The sequence below is a fragment of the Streptomyces sp. JLSY215 genome (genome assembly GCF_059682825.1).
The window spans coordinates 8,533,147-8,549,339 of record NZ_CM185022.1; the positions used below are offsets into that span (position 1 = coordinate 8,533,147).

Below are 16,193 nucleotides of genomic sequence, written 5' to 3' on the forward strand. Positions count from 1 at the left end.
GCCGCGGCATCCTCGGCCATCACCGAGTTCGGCCTGGCCCTCACCCGCGGAAAAAACCATGTCGCAGCAGCTTCCCGTGATTGACCTGTCAGCCGCGTCCCGTGATCCCCAGGAGCGCGCCCACCTGCACGCGCAGCTCCACACGGCCGCCCGAGACGTCGGCTTCTTCCAGCTCACCGGCCACGGGGTCCCCCCGGCCCAGACCGATGCGCTCCTTGGCGCCATGCGCCGCTTCTTCGCCCTTCCGGAGGCGGACCGCTTCGCCGTGAGCAACCTCAAGTCCCCGCACTTCCGCGGCTACACCCGCATCGGCGACGAGCACACCGGCGGCAGCCGCGACTGGCGCGACCAGCTCGACATAGGCGCCGAGCGCCCCGCCCGCGCTCCCGGTCCGAGCGAGCCCGCCTACCTGTGGCTGGAGGGCCCCAACCAGTGGCCGGCCGCCCTGCCGGAGCTGCGTGCCGCGGCCCTGGCCTGGGTGGACCGGCTCACCGAGGTCGCCAACCGGCTGCTGCACGAGTTGCTCGCCTCGATCGGCGCGCCTGCCGACTTCTACGACAATGTCTTCGCCACCGACCCGCACCTGCACCTGAAGCTGGTCCGCTACCCCGGCAGTGCCACCGACGGCACTGGGCAGGGCGTCGGCGCCCACAAGGACTACGGCTTTCTCACACTGCTGCTGCAGGACGAGGTCGGTGGGCTCCAGGTGCAGCGCGCGGACGGGGACTTCCACGATGTTCCGCCGCTGCCGGGGGCGTTCGTGGTCAACCTCGGGGAGCTACTGGAGGTGGCCACAAACGGCTACCTCAAGGCCACCAACCATCACGTGGTCAGCCCGCCCGGTGCCGTGGAGCGGTACTCCGTGCCGTTCTTCTACAACCCGCGCCTGGACGCGCGCATCGCACCGCTGCCGTTCCCGCACGCCGGCCACGCCCCCGGCGTCACCCAGGACCCGGCCAACCCTCTGTTCGCCGAGTACGGGCGCAACGAGCTGAAGGGTTGGCTGCGTGCCCACCCGCAGGTCGCCCGCCGCCATCACGCCGCCCTCCTCACCCAGGAGCTGAGCGCGGCTGAGTAGCCGGTCGGCGATGCAGATCTCGCAGGGCCGCCGGCGACGGTGGCGGCGGAGAACGCGCCATTCACGGTGTGGTCTGCGGAGTGCGGCCGAATGAAGCTTCATTCGCGGGCGCCTTGGTCAAGGTTCTGACAGAAGGGCACGGGGAGATCCCGCTCGTCGCCGAGGTCGACGCGACAGTCGAAGGCGAGCCCCGGCTCGTTGTGGTCCAGGTACTCCTGGAGCATGGCAAGGCCCGGGTCGTGTCCGGAAGTGCCGCCGATCGTCAGCGACCCGTCACGCGGCATTGAGTGGGCGTCCGCCCCAGCGGATGCCTTTCTCGCTTATCGCTGTCAGGACAGCTGGTCGAGCAGTTCCTGACGGTGTGTGGCGGCCCACGAATCGAGATGGATGGGCTCTCGGCCGAGCAGGTCCTGGACCGTGGTGGTGGTGACCGCGGAGTAGTCCATCCGGCCCTCGTAGGTCTGTCGCGCCCACGTCAGCGTGCTGGCGGCGTACGCGGCGTCCATGGTGGCGGGCGCGGTGTTCAGCCCCGCATCGATCATGCGCTGCAGATCGTCCGGGGTCAGGACCAGCGCGGGGATCTCCCGCCCAAGGGCGGCGGACAGGACCTCGGCCACCTCAGCGCCATTGAGGAGATCGGTGGAAAGGTAGTAATCCTCACCGGCATGCGTCTTGGGGCCTTCGGCCAAGACCTTGGCCACGACCGCAGCGATGTCGTCGTTGGCGATCCAGCCGACCCGCTTGTCGCCCATCGGCCACACCATCTGGCCGTCGCGCAGCCGGTTGATACCCAGCAGGTTCTCCATGAACACATGCGGATGCACATTTGCCCAGGCCGGCTTGGAGCCCGCGATATAGCGCTCCACCAGTTCGTGCCACGCGAAGTGCGGGTCGGTGGACCGCCCGTCGCCGAAGACACCCAGGTGGACCAGGAAGCCGACGCCGGCGTCCTCGGCGGCGTCCACCAACGTCTTGGTCTGGTGGTTCATCGCCGAGGTGTATCCGGTCATCACGAATACCCGGTCGATGCCTTCCAGCGCGCCGGGGAAGGTGTCGGGGTCGTCGAGATCGATGCGGACCGCTTCCTTCCCTTCCTTGTTCCACTGCTCGACGGTCGCCGTGCTGCGTGAGGCACGCACCGGAACCGCTTGGCCGGCCGTCGCCTCCAGCGTCTTCACGACTGCCGCTCCGGTGCGGCCGGTGGCCCCGAGGACCAGCGCCCGCGGGATGCCTGCCTTCCGCATCTTTCTCTCCTTGGCCTCATGCGACAGCAATCACCGAGGCCGAGGTGTCTTTGCAGTAGTCCCGTGATGGCTTCGGTGGTGCGCGGCTGAGAACTGCATCGAAGCCGGCCGTATGCCCTCACGGCCGTCGGTGGCAGAGGAAGGTACTCCACCCTGGAACGCCGTTAGAGCGCGGCGCGCCTCAGCCGGCGGCTGAGGAGGATGGCTCCTGCGCCCGCGATCAACAAGGCGGCGGCGATGCCGGCGAGTGCGATCTCGGCCCGGTCGTCATGGGTAGACCCCGTGGCGGCCAGCGCGTGCCGGGCGGAATCGGCGGCCATGGCGGCTTGGAGGACGAGGTCGGTGACCGCTTCGGGGTGGGCGATCATGGCCACATGGGAGGAGTTGATCTCCACCGTGTGGGAACCCGCGCGCCTCGCCTCGAAGCGTTCCTGGTCGGGGTTGATGGTCTTGTCCTGCTTCGCGACGAGGAACCACGACGGGATGTGCTTCCAGGCGGCCACCTTGGCCTTCTCCGAGAACGCGGTGGTTGCCGCGGGCCGTTGGGTCACCGCCATGAGCCTCGTGGTGCTCTCCGGCAGGTCGGCGGCGAAAACCTGATGGAGCCTGTCGGGCTTGAGGTAGAGGTCGGTCCCGCTGACGCCGCCGGCCCGGTAGGGAACGGACTTCATGGCGGTGCCGAGCTCGCTGGGGAACTTGGCGGCCAGGGACATGCCGCTCTCGCCCACGTCGGGCATCAGCGCCGATACGTACACCAGGGACTTCACCCGGGGGTTGCCCGCGGCGGCCGAGCTGATCAGGGAGCCGCCGTACGAGTGACCCACCAGCACGATCGGGCCCTTGACGCTGTCCAGCACCGAAGCGATGTAGGTGGAGTCGTTGTACAGCCCGCGTAGCGGGTTGGCGGGGGCGATGACGGGGTAGCCACGGCGTTCGAGCCGCTCGACGACCCCGTTCCAACTGGAGGCGTCCGCGAACGCCCCGTGCACCAGCACGATGGTGGGTTTGGTCGTGGCCGTGCCGCCGTCCGCGGCGGCAGGGGCTGCCACGGTCGTGCACAGGGCCAGGGCGCACCCGGCCGCGATGACGTGTGTGCGACGTATTCGGCGCCGTGAGCCGGGGACCGGAAATGCTGCCATACCGTTTCTCGCCTTCCGTGAGGCCTACGGCATCTGAGTGTTCACCCATCCGCACCGGCAGGCGCGGCCACGTACGCCAACCGGGTCACAAAAGTGGGCTATGGAAGTGAATGACCGGTGTCAACGGGTTTCCAGAACCCACGTCGTGAGCTGTGGTATTTCGACGACCGTCCAGCGTGGTGCGCAGAGCGCGGGATCGACTGGTTTTCTGCCGCAGAAGCCGTGCCGCTGCGTGAAGTTCCGTTCACCTCGGGGGGAGAATTCTTCCCCTGGATGTCGGTATATCGGCTCGAGGTGATCTCCCCGAACTAAGATGTCCGCGGCTTCCGGGATGAACCCGGGCCATCCGGCCGGTCATGCTTGAGAATGTCGGGAGTGGCGACTATGGGCAAGTTGCAGGGAAAGGTGGCGGTCATCACCGGCGGCACCGCGGGGATCGGACTGGCCACAGCAAAGCTCTTCGTCAGAGAGGGCGCCTATGTCTTCATCACGGGTCGCCGCCAGAAGGAACTCGATGAAAGCGTGGCGCTAATTGGTGGCAACGTATCCGGCGTTCAAGGCGACGTCGCCGAACTGGCCGACCTTGACCGCCTCTACGAGGCCGTCAAGGCGAAGGGGCGAATCGATATCGTTTTCGCCAACGCAGGTCTGGGTGAGTTCGCTTCGTTGGAAGACATCACGGAAGAACATTTCGACAAAATTTTCAACATCAACGTGAAGGGGGCGCTCTTCACCGTGCAAAAGGCCCTGCCGCTGTTGAATGACGGCGCCTCTGTCATCCTCACGGGCTCCGTTGCGAGCGTCAAGGGAACCCCCGCGTTCTCGGTCTACGGTGCGAGCAAGGCTGCCGTCCGAAATTTCGTCCGAGGGTGGACGGTGGAACTGAAGGATCGCCGTATCCGGTGCAACGTCCTCAGCCCTGGCCCGATCGAAACGCCACTCGTGGCTGCGCAACCTCAAGATGCCATCGCGAAGATTGCGTCCACCATTCCGATGGGGCGCATGGGGGAGCCCGATGAAGTTGCCAAGGCGGCGCTTTTCCTGGCCTCGGATGACTCCAGCTTCGTCACGGGGATCGAACTTTTCGTTGATGGCGGCAGAGCGCAGATCTAATAACGTAACGTCGATCGTGCCCGACTTCCGGCACGCGGTACGGCGGCACGGGATGCTGGAAGAGATCCGCGAGGCGGCACGGACCGGCCGGTGGGACGGCATATGCCTTGTCGGCCTGGAGACGTTGGGGTTTGGAGTCGGCTGCGTGGGATTCGTGCCCCATATTCCATCGCTGAGCGGCGGTGCCCTTGCGAGAAGGCGAGGGTGCCCATGGCACGCAGCGCCATGACCCATAAGATCCGCTCCTCCGCCGCTTCTGCGCGCTGAGCCGCGGTGGTGAAGTGCCGGTGGGCCGACGCATATCGTCCGGCATCCGCGTACATCCGAGCCGGCAAGAACGCCAACCGACAGCAGGAGGAGGTCAGTTCGCGCCGGGCTACTTCACGGCGGGCGGTTGACCTGGTCGTTTTCCCGCACCGGGCGGTTGGGGCGCGATGGTGTTGTGCAGTCGGCGCCGGGCGTGTGGTCAGGTGGTGGTCTCGTCTTGCCGGGGTCTGCTGTCCAGGCAGCAGCGGACGAAGTCTTGAACCATGGGGTTGGAGTCGTCGGCGGGGGCCCAGGCGACGCCGACCTGACTAGGGCTGACGCCGGTGACAGGGCGGTAGGTGACGCCGGGGCGGGCGTAGAAGCGGGCGGCGGATTCGGGGGCGAGGGCGATGCCGTAGCCGTTGGCGATCGCGCTGAGCCAGTCGTCGGGCTGGTCGGTGACGGCGCCGGTGCGGACCGGGTGGCCGTCGCGTTCGTCGGTGGCCAGCCAGTAATCCCGCCATCGGCCCGATTCGGGCGGGGCTGCCACGAACGGCTCGTCCCAAAGGTCCCGGAAGGGGATCACGTCGCGCGCTGCCAGGGGGTGTGCAGTGGGGAGTGCGACGCAGCGGGGCTCGGTGAACAGCACCGACACGCGCAGGGCATCCTGGCCGGGGAAAGGCAGCCGCACCAAGGCCACGTCGACGTCTCCGGCGACGAGTCCGGCGGACGGGTTCGACCAGGCGGCCTGCCGCATGTCGGCCCGCCAGCCCGGCCGGCAGCGGGCGAACTCCGCGATGATGTGCTGGGTCGCCTCGTTGGCGGCGCTGGCCAGGAAGCCGACTCGCAGCACACGGGCCGCGCGGCCGGCCGTGCTCTTCGTCTCCCACAGGATCCGGTCCCACGCGGCCAGCAGGGCGGGCGCTCGCTCCGCCAGGGCCCGGCCCGGTTCGGTGAGAGCCATGCCGGTCCGGGACCGTGTGAACAGCGGCACTCCGAGCCGGGTCTCCAGCTGCTTGATCTGCTTGGTCAGCGCCGGCTGGGAGACGAACAGCCGTTCCGCGGCGCGGGTCAGGCTCCCCTCGTCCGCCACGGCGACGAAGCAGCGCAGCAGCTTTCCTGGCGGCTATTTGGGGCTGGCCACCGCGTCTCTCGTCCTGGTCGCCGCGCGATAGACGCCAGAGTGCCGCAGCGAGGCGATGGCCGGGCTTCCGGCGGGAGTTCGGGCGACGGCGCGTCATCGCCGTCGTCAGTCAGATCGGGCGCGCGAAGCGGCAGTTGGCCCGGTGCGGGCTCAGGCCGTGGGCGCGGCGGAGCTGCCCGCGGTACTCCATGGCAATGTTGCAGCCGCCGTCCAGCCACCCGGGTCAGCCCGACTTCGGCGGCTTCTGCGTGTCGAAGGCGAAGAGCGTGTTCTTGGCCGCGGCCACGATCACCGCGCGCCCTGCAAGAGTCACCCGCGGGCTTGCGCCCTGCCCGCCCGTCAAACCATCGACCTGCGGATCTGTCGTCCACAGGGGTTTGCCATCGTCCGGCGACAGCGCGACCACCCGGCCGGTGGCCGAGCTGAAATACAGTGCGTCGGCTCCCGCAACAGGCCCCGACGCGCCCTCCACGGCAGTCTGCCGCGACCACTTCTTCCGGCCGGTCGCGGGGTCGAGTGCTGTGATGAGACCGCTCTGCCCGCTCACGTAGACGGTGCTGTCCGCCAGGCCGGGCGTCCCCGCGTATGTTTTGGCCAGTCGGGAGTACGTGACCTTCCGCGAGGCCGGGTCGACCCGCACCACCCCGTTGTAGCCGGCCGGATCCGTTCCCTCCATGTGTACTTGCAGGAGTACGAGCCTGCCGTTGGCGACGCCCATCGGCACGGCGCGGCCGTTGACCTTGATGGGCCTGCCCAGTGTCCCCGAGGCGCGGTCGACCGGGTACAGGGTGGGGTGGCGCACTGCAAAGGCATTCACCTCCGCATCCGTCGCGCACATCGCGACGAGCTGTGGGCCGACCGGGACCGGAGCGCACTGCGTACCCACGGGGAATGACGACGTCCATGTGACCTGACCGCTGTGCGCGTTGCGGGCCTCGAAGCGGGAGTTGGAAGCGTCGACCGTCACGACGTCGGAGCCGACCACAACGGCGTCCTGGGTCCGGCCCGTGACGGCCGTCGACTGGGCGCCGGACGGCACGGACCACAGCTCCCGTCCGGTGTTCGCGTCGATGGCCACCACCTCGCTGGGAGGGTTCTGCGGGGCGTCCTGGGCGGCGATGCGGTAACCGAGCACCGTGTCGTCGGTGGCGCCCACCATGTGCATGCCGTTGGCGGGGACGCCGGGGCTCTTCGCCGTCCACACCCGCGAGCCGTCGCCGGCCCTGATACGGGTCGCGACAACACCGCCGCCCCCGCAGAACAGCGCGTCGCCGCGCGCGACGCAACGCAGCTCGTCGGGTATGTCCTCGCGACCGCCCGGCACGGTCTTGTGCCACGGCTGGAAGCCGTCCGGAAGTGCGGCAGCCGGCGCCGCAAGGCTGTTGCCCTTGTCGCCGCCGCCGTTCCCCCCGAAGCCGCCCGCCATCAGTGCGGCGACCCCTCCGCCGATCGCTGCCACCGTGACCGCGACCGCGGCCGCGAGCACGGGACGCCATCGGCGACGCAGTCGGCGGCCGACGGGGGTGTCGGCGGTCCCCGTATCGGGACCGGCCGAGGTGGTGGTCGGGGCGGTCGGCGCCGGGGTGGCCGGCGTCGAGGTGGCAGGCGTCGGGGTGGCAGGCGTCGCGAAGTGATGCTGGGTGATCATGTCGCGGGTGCGGCTCGCGCCAACTGCGCTCGCGTCGGTCTGGCCGAGGTCGGCCGGCAGGTCCCGTAGCAGCACGAGGAGTTCGTCCGCCGAGGGGCGCCCATCGGGCTCCTTGGCCAGGCACGACTCGACGACCGTACGCAAGGGCACCGGCACGTCCTCCAGCGACGGCACCCCGTGGACCACCTGATACGCAACTATGTACGGGCTCTCCGCGTCGAAGGGCCCGTGGCCCGTCGCCGCGTACGCCAGCAGCGTCCCCAGCGAGAAGACATCGGACCGCGGTCCCACATCACGTGGCGCCAGCAACTGCTCCGGAGACATGAAGGGCGGCGTACCGATGACCCGCCCTGTCACCGTCAGCGTCTGCTGGTCCACGGCGCGCGAAATGCCGAAGTCGATGACGCGTGGGCCCTCGGTCGAGAGCACGACGTTCGAGGGCTTCAGGTCACGGTGGATGACCCCCGCCCGGTGGATGTCCCGCAACGCCTCCGCCAGCCCGATGGCGAGCCTCCTCAGGTCCGCTCCGCTCAGCGGGCCCTTCGTGGCGATGCGCCGGGAGAGCGTGTGCCCCTGGATATAGGTCGTCGCCATCCACGGCTGCTCGGCCTCAGGGGCAGCGTCGACCACGGCGGCGGTGAACGCGCCGCTCACCCGCCTCGCCGCCGCCACCTCCTGTCGGAAGCGGGTGCGGAACTCGTCGTCCGCCGCGAACTGCGGGTGGATCAGTTTGATCGCGACAGGTCGCCCGGAACTCGTACGGGCCAGAAAGACGGTGCCCATGCCACCCGAGCCGAGCCGGGCCTCAAGTGGATAACCACCGATCTCGGCTGGATCACCTTCGCGCAGCGACACTCTTCCCGACCTCTCGTCCCCCGTGCACCTCTGCCACCACGGGCCTGCGTACCAGTCCTGCACACAAACTAGCCGCTCCAGCGCCTGTGCCTGACACCGCTCCCGCTCCGTCAGTTTCTGCAGCACCTCCTCGAAGTGCTGCGTCTTCTCCGCGGCGATCTGTGCGCGGGGGCGGTGTGGGGCGGTGTGGGGCGGTGCGGGTGACTATCGCCGCCTCGGGGCTCGGCCGGTTTGTTCGCTGGATGCAGGCGACGACGTCGATGAGTTCCTGACGGACGACGCACTTGGTCCGCTTGCAGCTCGCCACAGACACATTGCCTGATGCGGCACTGGAGCGCGGTGAAGCCGCCGTCAGCCGCGACCACGGCTCCCAACTGCCGGGCGCCGGCCGCGTTCCTGTGATGAAGCTGGAGCGTGGTGAGGCGAGGAAGCACAGGACTTCGGCGATCTCTTCGTGCTGTGCCACTCGGCCCAGGGGTTGCGTGTCGGCGAAGGACGCCAGGTAGGCACGGCCGTCGGAGCGGATCGTGTCGAGGAAATCGGTCTCGATGACGCCTGCGGCAACGATGTTGGCGCGGATGCCCAGTGGCCCACCCTCCCAGACCTGCACCGGACCGGACACAGCACCTGCCCGGTCCTGCCCACCCTGCCAGGCCCCCAACGTCCCGAGCGGACTCAGCACCGCAGCCTGCCCCACGGCGATCCACGCAGCATCACCACACTCACCAGCGATTTCACCGGAATTTGATCAGCCATGGTTAGCGTCGACGCCGTCCGTGGGTTCCGCCGCAGTGCGCCACGCATGTGCGACCCACCACTACAGAGGAAGGACGCTCAACTTCATGAGCAACACGTCCCGCATCGAGACCCGTGAGATAGCCGACGACGACCTCGACAGCGTCGCGGGTGGTCTCTCCGTCAGTGGCTCCGTGGAGGGCCTGACCGCCACGTTCGCCCCCGGCCCCAATGGCATCCCCGTCCTGACCGGCGGCTCCGTGAAGTCCGTCAGCCTCACGGTCTCCGACATCCCCCTGGGCCCGATCCACGGCTGAGATACAGAGCTAGCACGGTGCTCATCCACTGGGCCGCGGCACCACCGCGGGCCGGCGTGGGGTAATTCAGGGTCCTGTGTGACGTCGGCCTTCAAGACCTGGTTGTGGTCGTGAAGGCCGACATTGCCGTATGTGGCGGCTGACGATGTCTGTGCGGCGAAGGGAACCCTGGCGATCCGGGACTGGGCCGAGCCGGGACGGTTGCTCACCGACGAGGAGTTCGTGGACCTGTTCCCGTCGCGGGGCGAGCCGCACCGGGCCCACAGCCCGATGTCGCGGGCCCAGAGCGGACCAGGGCTTCGCCATCTGGCTGATGAGGTCGCGGGCTTCGGACTTCTGGGTCAAGCCGATCAAGGCTCCCGCCGGCCACGACCTCCAAAGCCGTCCAAGACGTTCACCGCGGTCCCCGGCGCCCCGGTGGCCGTGACCGTCACCAATTCCAAGACCGCGACCAAGCCGGTGCACGACGCCTCGGACAAGCCGACGCACGAGCCCGGTTGCCCCTCGTTATCGCCCGCCGCCGTCATCGGCCTGGATGGAACCGGACGATCAACCCACTCATGGGAACGGCTGAGCAATGCCGCCGCGTCATGGCCGGCTCTGCTCAGCCGAGTTCACCGAATCACCACTTCTTGCAGGCAACCCCCATGCTCTGATTGTTGTCGATGCGCTTGATCTGACCGCAGCTCTTGATGCCGACCCCGTGCGAGTACGTGGCGTTGATGGTGAAGTTGTGACTACAGCTGTTGCCCGTGCTGCTACCGCCGCAAATCATCGTGTACGTCTTGGTCGGCGAGGTCGTGGCGGAGTAGATGAACTCGTACTGCGCGGGCCCCTGAAGTTCCGGAACGCCGTGAATCGTCACCTTGTTGACGTGGTAGCCGCTGCCGAATATGACCATTTCCACGTTGCCGCCGGTGACCGCGGTATCCGCCATCGCAGGCGCGGCGACAATAGCCGACAACGCTACTCCTGCAATGGCCGCACCGACCAGTCGCTTGGTCCTCACTGAATTACCTCCACAGTTGTTTCACCCAGATGGTGAATAACGGTTCCATAGCCGGTAGTTGGCGGCCGAGCCTAGGGTTTCGGCTCCGGTGGTGTCAATGATTTGCTTTTCAACTGCCTTGTGTAAAAGAGGAGTTGGCAACACGGCATGGTCCTCGCAGACAAGTACAGCTACTACTCCAGCACCGATAGCTGAGCGTTGTCCTGTAACTGCTGGATGAGATGTGATCACGTCGTTCGCCAACGGGCGGTCCGGCCGGCGAGCCTGTTTCGCTCAGGCTTGGGACCCCAGAAAATGATTCGCGGCTGTGGTGCCGGCTGTGCCACGCTGACGGATCGCCCCGGACCAGTTCGGCACAGGAGCATCCAATGACGACACCCTCCCGCCTGTCCCCGTTGCTGGATCAGTTCGACTTCGCATGCGAGCGCCTCGCCGACCGCATGACAGGGCCCGTCATGGACAGCGGCGACGGGACGGATACCAAGGTCGGCCCTATGACCGACGAGGAATACCTCTGGGAGCCGGTGCCCGACTGCTGGTCGGTACGGCGGCGCGTGAACGGGCCAGGGCCTCGCGCGACGCTCCTGGCCGGCACCGGCGACTGGGGACGCGACGCCGCCTCGTACCCGCACCCCTGGCCCCCGCCTTTCACCACCATCGCATGGCGCCTGAGCCACCTCAGCGAGATGTTGACCCTGCGCGCCGACCACACGGCCGGCGGGCACGCGCTGACTCGCGACGACTACTCCGCCAGCGGGGACGCCGCAGGGGCGGTCGCCGCCTTCGGCGCCGGTGCCGCGGCCTGGCGGACGGCGCTGATGAGCGTTGACGACGCCGCACTCGACACCATTGGGTATTGCACCTACCCGCACGGCAGTGACCCGGACGAGCCGTTCATCGACATTGTGTGGTGGGTCAACCAGGAACTGCTGCACCACGGGGCCGAGATCGCCCTGCTGCGCGACCTCTACCGCGCCCGACATCGCTGACTTTCACCCTCAGCGACTTGTGCAGCGCAGCAGCCAGGTCAGGTCTGCTCGACCCTCCACCGCTTCGGCTGTGGCGCGAACCCCGTCTCCTGCGGATTGCGTTGGACGATGTCGACGTCGATGCCCAGACGGGTGCCGCGCATCACGAGCTGGCTCTTGAAGCCCTGATCGGCCAGCACCCTCTCGACGGTTCCGTCGGCGTTCTCGCCGTTCTCGGCGACCTCGTCGAGCAGGGCGATGCCCGCGGCGTTGTCGCGTGCGCTCGTGGCGAGGGCAACCACCGCGATGACCAGTCCGAGCACGTCCACGGCAAGGCCCCGCTTGCGGCCCGGAACCCGTTTCGCCGCGTCCCGGCCCGTCGCGGACGCGGGACCCCGGCGGCCGCGTGGACACTCCGGGTGTCCAGGCCCGGCACGCAAGCACGCGCCATGTATCCACGTGTGCGGCCAATGCTCTAAAATACGCCATATGTGCTATGTGTGAAAAACGTGAACGTACGGCACATGGCGCTGAAGGCAAGCGAGAGGAGTGCCTCATGATTGCCAAGCTGCTCGCCAAGTTGTCCTTCACTCGCAACTACGGTGCGTACGGGGCCCACGACTGGGGCACGCACACCGGCGACAGGGTGTGACCACACGGTCGGCGGGCGCCCCCGGGTTTCCGCCGGCTCCTGGCCGCGCTGCCGGCGATAGCGATCTCGGCCTGACTGGTACGAGATGTCGGGGGCGATCCCATGGGCCGAGTGAATGAGCCGCCGCGGTTGGCCGGAGGCAGCTTCGCGGCCTGGAGCCGCGACCGGCTGGGACTGGCGCGCCGTGGCGCTGACGAGTGCGGGGACGTCTGGCAGCTGGAGCCGGGTGTCTACGTAGCCGCTACGGCCGGGGTGTGTGAAGCGGCCCTGCGCCGCGCGCAGGACTTCCCCAAGCCGTCCTCGCCCCTCTTCCCGCCGTTGAAAGGCGCCGGCGGAGCGCCGATGCCCGAGGAGCGTGCGCACGCTCGCGCCGCTCGCATGCGCGGACTGCGGCCGCAGGCGGTTGCGGCCCGGATCGGCGAGATCGCGCCGGGGACCGCTCGATTTGCCGATCAGTGGCCCACGGGCCGGGACGTCGAGATTCTGCCCCTGGTCCGGCCCGTCCTGGCAGAGATCGGCGTGCGCTTCCTCTTCTCCGAGGACGCTCCCGCCCTGCTGCCCTTCGCCTGGCAGCTCTTCGTGGCGCGGGAGGTGCTCGTACGTCCCTCGCGTTGGGTGTGGCCGCGCTGGATGCCCACACCGGCACGGCGGTTCCGCACACGGCGGCAAGTTGCCTTCACCAACGCTTTGCGGCCCATCGTCCGCCGACGCCGTTCATCGGGGCTGCTCGGTGACGACGTGCTGGGACAGCTGCTCCGGCCCTCCTCCCGCTACGGTCCGCTGTCGGAAGAAGCCGTCCTCGACACCCTCCCCGGAATCACCGTCGCCACCTTCGAGACACCCTCCCGGGCAGCCGGATGGATCCTGCTCCACCTGGCCCGATACCCCCAGGCCGCGGACCGCGTCGCGGCCGAAGCCGCCCTGCTGCCCGCCGACCCGGCCACGACGACCAGCACCCACCTCGACAACCTGCAATACACCCAGGCGCTGGTGCGCGAAGTGCTCCGACTGCACCCCCCGAGCTGGCTGCTCACCCGGCGCGCCACGCGGCAGACTCAGCTCGCCGACTACACCATCGACGCCGGGTCCACCGTTCTCGTCTGCCCCTACACCGCCCACCGCGACGCACGGGAACACCCCGAGCCGGACCGGTTCCGGCCCGAACGCTGGCTCGACGATTCGGGCTCGCCGGCGAAACCCGGGGTCTTCCTCGCCTTCGGTACCGGGCCGCACGGCTGCGAGGGAGCCGCACTGGCCATGGCCATGCTCACGCTCATGACCGCGCAGACCGCCCGCCTCTACCACTTGAGCGAGCCGCCCGGCGCGGAACCCGGCTACCGGCTCACCACCTTCGAAGGCCTCGCAACCACCGGCCTGCACCTGCGTGCCACCTTGCGCGGCTGAGGGCAGTTCTGCCTTCGGTGGCAGCCGCCTCCACCCGCGTACAACGAACGTCGATCAAGCCCGAGTGTCGTTCCGCACGCTCTCGGATCACCGGTTCATGCTTCGCTCATCGTGTGTCACCGGTCGAACTCGTTGACGAGCATGCCCATCATGACGAGGTCGTGGTGCTGGCCGGCGAAGAAAACGTGTTCCCGCAAGCGCCCCTCCTCGGTGAAGCCGAGCCCACGAAAAAGTGCCGGCGATGCCTCGTTGTGGGCCATCACCGCGTGGGCCAAAACCGCCGCCAGACCTTTGTGATGGCGCCGCTCGGCGAACATGAAGCGCCTTCGCCCAGGCAGGGTAGTTCTCGGCGGACCGCGGCAGATCCAGCCGGCCCCCTCGCGGCCCGTCATCGTCGGCGAAACGCGCGAACGCCGTCCAATCGTCGGGCTCGAAGCGCCGCTGCCCGAGTCCTGGCGAGTGGGCACGCGAAGGGCATGGGGATGCCGCCGGTCACCGCTTCAGGAGTTCGATCCGACCTCCGCAGACTCGGCGTCTCGCTGCCGTGCCGCGTACGCCGGTTCTCTACCGAGGTACGCCGCTGTCCAGCGTTGTTGAGGTCAACGTTGGATGGCAGGTATTCGTCTCCCAGGCCATCGGACTCGCCGGTATCGGTGCCGCTGTTACGCTGGTTCTCTGACGTTATTCCGGCGCACCGTGCCACACGGTTTCCGTCGAAACGGCAATCCAAAAGAGCGCCGCTTGCGTAACCAAAATGCAGCCGCAACCAGGGATACGTCCGTCCCCGGTCAGGCGTCGAGCGCCTTGGCCGCGATGATCAATTCTTTCCGTGGAGACCCGACGAGCGCGGTGCGCCCCCTCGTACTTCGCAGGGGTCGGCAGCGGCCGGATCCTCCCTCGTGGCGCGCCGGAGTGGCGCCGGCTTGAGGTCTGCAGCTCCCACTCCCTGTGGAGGTCGGGGTGAAAGTCGTCGTTGATCTTTCCCGATGCGAGGGGTATGCGCAGTGCGCGTTCCTGGCTCCGGAGGCGTTCCGGATGCACGGTGAGGAAGCGCTCATGTACGCCCCGAACCCCGACGACGCCCAGCGTGACCAGGTGCTACGCGCCGCGGCGGCCTGCCCGGTCCAGGCGATCCTGGTCGACCAGTTGGAGGCGCGGCACGCACCGGCGGAGGCGTCGCCGTCATGACCAGTGCCGACGACCTGCGTGCGTTCAAGCGCGATGGCCGCATCGTGGTCGTCGGGGCTTCGCTGGCGGGGCTGCGGGCCGCGGAGGCTCTGCGGGACGAGGGTTTCACCGGATCGTTGACCATGATCGGTGACGAGCTGGGCGAGCCCTACGACCGGCCTCCCCTCTCCAAGCAGGTACTGACCGGGTGGGTGCCGGCCGGGGGCACCACTTTGCCCCGCAGCCGTGGCATCGATGCGGAGTGGCTGCTGGGCGTGCCCGCCAGCGGGCTGGACCTCGCGACGCATCACGTGCGTCTCGCCGACGGACGCGAGGTTCCCTTCGACCGGGTGCTGATCTCCACCGGGGTACGGGCCCGGCCGTGGTTCGTCGAGTCCGAGGCGGCCCTGGAGGGCGTGTTCGTCGTACGGAAGCGTGAGCACGCCGAGGGCCTGCAGCGGGCCCTCGCCGCCGGGCCCTCCCGTGTGCTGGTCATCGGTGCGGGATTCATCGGCTCCGAGGTCGCCTCCGTCTGCCGGGAGCGGGACATCCCGGTGACCGTCGCCGAACTCGCGCCGGCCCCGCTGGTCGGGGCGCTCGGCGCCATGATCGGCGAGGTTGCGGCCGATATGCAGCGCGCTCACGGTGTCGACCTGCGGTGCGGTGCCAAGGTCGCCCGGCTGGAGGGCGACGCGCAGGGACGGTTTCGCCGTGCTCACTTCGACGACGGCAGCACGGTCGACGCCGATGTGGCGGTGGTGGCACTCGGGAGCATCCGCAACACCGAGTGGCTGCGGGAGTCGGGGCTGGCGGCGGGCATGTGGGGAATCACCTGTGACACGGGCTGCCGCGCCCTCGACATCAATGGCCGCGTCACCGACGACGTCTTCGCCGCGGGAGACGTGGCACGTTGCCCGAGCCCCATCTACGAACACCGGCTCATCTCACAGGAGCACTGGGCCAACGCCGTGGAGCAAGCAGAGGTCGCGGCACACAACATGGTCAGTGCCCAGGCGGACCACTGGCCTCACCTGTCCATCCCGCTGTTCTGGTCGATCCAGTTCGGCGTCAACATCAAGTCCGTCGGCGTGCCGACCTTCGCCGACGAGGTGGTCGTCACCCAGGGATCGCTGGACGACCACCGATTCGTCACCGCATACGGCTACCAGGGCCGGGTCACCGCAGCGGTGAGCTTCAACAACGGCAAGTGGCTGAACCACTACCGACGGCTGATCGAGACGGCCGCACCTTTCCCGCCCCCCTGCCCCACGCCGGACCAGCCGGCCGACAGGAAACCGGTGCCCGTCGACTTCCCCGGCCCCGCCCTGCTCGCGCAGGGCGCCACGGTGGTCGTCACAGGCCATGACCCGGGTGAGCGCCGCGTCACGGCCGTGCGCCAGCGTCGGCAGGAGGAAGGCCGGACGACCGCGACCGGGACTCCCAACACGCTGCAACGGATCTTCGACTACTCCGC

13 protein-coding genes and 3 pseudogenes are annotated in these 16,193 nt (G+C 68.5%); 7 read left to right on the plus strand and 9 right to left on the minus strand.

What is annotated here, in order from left to right:
* Nucleotides 1-58 precede the first annotated feature (58 nt).
* Nucleotides 59-1,078, plus strand: a complete 1,020-nt coding sequence (locus AC5677_RS37535) for an isopenicillin N synthase family dioxygenase (RefSeq protein WP_497192360.1) — start codon at nucleotides 59-61, stop codon at nucleotides 1,076-1,078.
* Between the two features lie 98 nt (nucleotides 1,079-1,176).
* On the opposite strand, the gene AC5677_RS37540 is transcribed toward AC5677_RS37535, so the two are convergent.
* From AC5677_RS37540 to AC5677_RS37550, 3 genes are all read right to left on the minus strand, one after another.
* Entirely contained in the window at nucleotides 1,177-1,362 is a 186-nt protein-coding gene (locus tag AC5677_RS37540; RefSeq protein ID WP_497192361.1) for a hypothetical protein, read from the minus strand.
* Nucleotides 1,363-1,407: 45 nt separating this feature from the next.
* Nucleotides 1,408-2,322: an NmrA family NAD(P)-binding protein gene (locus AC5677_RS37545; protein WP_497192362.1), complete on the minus strand. Its 915-nt coding sequence runs from the start codon at nucleotides 2,320-2,322 to the stop codon at nucleotides 1,408-1,410.
* Between the two features lie 164 nt (nucleotides 2,323-2,486).
* A complete protein-coding gene (locus tag AC5677_RS37550; protein ID WP_497192363.1) occupies nucleotides 2,487-3,461 on the minus strand; it encodes an alpha/beta fold hydrolase in 975 nt (324 codons plus the stop codon).
* A gap of 384 nt (nucleotides 3,462-3,845) precedes the next feature.
* On the opposite strand from AC5677_RS37550, the gene AC5677_RS37555 reads away from it, so the two are divergent.
* The gene (locus tag AC5677_RS37555; RefSeq protein ID WP_497192364.1) at nucleotides 3,846-4,574 is read left to right on the plus strand and encodes a glucose 1-dehydrogenase; all 729 of its coding nucleotides are present in this window, start codon (nucleotides 3,846-3,848) and stop codon (nucleotides 4,572-4,574) included.
* Nucleotides 4,575-5,040: 466 nt separating this feature from the next.
* Here the strand turns inward: AC5677_RS37555 and AC5677_RS37560 are convergent, their stop codons facing one another.
* From AC5677_RS37560 to AC5677_RS37570, 3 genes and pseudogenes are all read right to left on the minus strand, one after another.
* Complete coding sequence (locus AC5677_RS37560) at nucleotides 5,041-5,913, minus strand: LysR family transcriptional regulator (RefSeq protein WP_497192365.1); 873 nt, start codon at nucleotides 5,911-5,913, stop codon at nucleotides 5,041-5,043.
* A gap of 274 nt (nucleotides 5,914-6,187) precedes the next feature.
* Nucleotides 6,188-8,467, minus strand: coding sequence for a protein kinase domain-containing protein (locus tag AC5677_RS37565; RefSeq protein WP_497192366.1), 2,280 nt, complete (start codon nucleotides 8,465-8,467; stop codon nucleotides 6,188-6,190).
* Nucleotides 8,468-8,799: 332 nt separating this feature from the next.
* Nucleotides 8,800-9,065: pseudogene (locus tag AC5677_RS37570) on the minus strand (SDR family oxidoreductase); the annotation flags it as partial.
* Between the two features lie 244 nt (nucleotides 9,066-9,309).
* Between AC5677_RS37570 and AC5677_RS37575 the strand changes: the two are divergent.
* A complete protein-coding gene (locus AC5677_RS37575) occupies nucleotides 9,310-9,519 on the plus strand; it encodes a hypothetical protein (protein WP_497192367.1) in 210 nt (69 codons plus the stop codon).
* 622 nt (nucleotides 9,520-10,141) lie between these two features.
* Here the strand turns inward: AC5677_RS37575 and AC5677_RS37580 are convergent.
* Entirely contained in the window at nucleotides 10,142-10,528 is a 387-nt protein-coding gene (locus AC5677_RS37580) for a hypothetical protein (protein ID WP_497192368.1), read from the minus strand.
* A 368-nt stretch (nucleotides 10,529-10,896) separates the two neighbouring features.
* On the opposite strand from AC5677_RS37580, the gene AC5677_RS37585 reads away from it, so the two are divergent.
* The gene (locus AC5677_RS37585) at nucleotides 10,897-11,517 is read left to right on the plus strand and encodes a DinB family protein (RefSeq protein ID WP_497192369.1); all 621 of its coding nucleotides are present in this window, start codon (nucleotides 10,897-10,899) and stop codon (nucleotides 11,515-11,517) included.
* Nucleotides 11,518-11,558: 41 nt separating this feature from the next.
* On the opposite strand, the pseudogene AC5677_RS37590 reads toward AC5677_RS37585, so the two are convergent.
* Nucleotides 11,559-11,923 (minus strand): annotated as a pseudogene (locus AC5677_RS37590) (transposase); the annotation flags it as partial.
* A 327-nt stretch (nucleotides 11,924-12,250) separates the two neighbouring features.
* Here AC5677_RS37590 and AC5677_RS37595 point away from each other — a divergent pair.
* The gene (locus tag AC5677_RS37595) at nucleotides 12,251-13,552 is read left to right on the plus strand and encodes a cytochrome P450 (RefSeq protein WP_497192370.1); all 1,302 of its coding nucleotides are present in this window, start codon (nucleotides 12,251-12,253) and stop codon (nucleotides 13,550-13,552) included.
* A 116-nt stretch (nucleotides 13,553-13,668) separates the two neighbouring features.
* On the opposite strand, the gene AC5677_RS37600 is transcribed toward AC5677_RS37595, so the two are convergent.
* Nucleotides 13,669-13,869, minus strand: a complete 201-nt coding sequence (locus AC5677_RS37600) for a GNAT family N-acetyltransferase (protein ID WP_497192371.1) — start codon at nucleotides 13,867-13,869, stop codon at nucleotides 13,669-13,671.
* Nucleotides 13,870-14,512: 643 nt separating this feature from the next.
* On the opposite strand from AC5677_RS37600, the gene AC5677_RS37605 reads away from it, so the two are divergent.
* Nucleotides 14,513-14,740, plus strand: a complete 228-nt coding sequence (locus tag AC5677_RS37605; RefSeq protein ID WP_497192372.1) for a ferredoxin — start codon at nucleotides 14,513-14,515, stop codon at nucleotides 14,738-14,740.
* Nucleotides 14,737-16,107, plus strand: a pseudogene (locus tag AC5677_RS37610) (NAD(P)/FAD-dependent oxidoreductase); the annotation flags it as partial. The gene AC5677_RS37605 and the pseudogene AC5677_RS37610, both read left to right, overlap by 4 nt.
* Nucleotides 16,108-16,193 lie beyond the last annotated feature (86 nt).

What these genes read in the sequence shown, in the direction of transcription:
- AC5677_RS37535 (WP_497192360.1), top strand. Translation starts at nt 59, where the DNA reads ATGTCGCAGCAGCTTCCCGTGATTGACCTGTCAGCCGCGTCCCGTGAT.
- AC5677_RS37540 (WP_497192361.1), bottom strand. Translation starts at nt 1,362, where the DNA reads ATGCCGCGTGACGGGTCGCTGACGATCGGCGGCACTTCCGGACACGAC.
- AC5677_RS37545 (WP_497192362.1), bottom strand. Translation starts at nt 2,322, where the DNA reads ATGCGGAAGGCAGGCATCCCGCGGGCGCTGGTCCTCGGGGCCACCGGC.
- AC5677_RS37550 (WP_497192363.1), bottom strand. Translation starts at nt 3,461, where the DNA reads ATGGCAGCATTTCCGGTCCCCGGCTCACGGCGCCGAATACGTCGCACA.
- AC5677_RS37555 (WP_497192364.1), top strand. Translation starts at nt 3,846, where the DNA reads ATGGGCAAGTTGCAGGGAAAGGTGGCGGTCATCACCGGCGGCACCGCG.
- AC5677_RS37575 (WP_497192367.1), top strand. Translation starts at nt 9,310, where the DNA reads ATGAGCAACACGTCCCGCATCGAGACCCGTGAGATAGCCGACGACGAC.
- AC5677_RS37585 (WP_497192369.1), top strand. Translation starts at nt 10,897, where the DNA reads ATGACGACACCCTCCCGCCTGTCCCCGTTGCTGGATCAGTTCGACTTC.
- AC5677_RS37595 (WP_497192370.1), top strand. Translation starts at nt 12,251, where the DNA reads ATGGGCCGAGTGAATGAGCCGCCGCGGTTGGCCGGAGGCAGCTTCGCG.
- AC5677_RS37600 (WP_497192371.1), bottom strand. Translation starts at nt 13,869, where the DNA reads ATGTTCGCCGAGCGGCGCCATCACAAAGGTCTGGCGGCGGTTTTGGCC.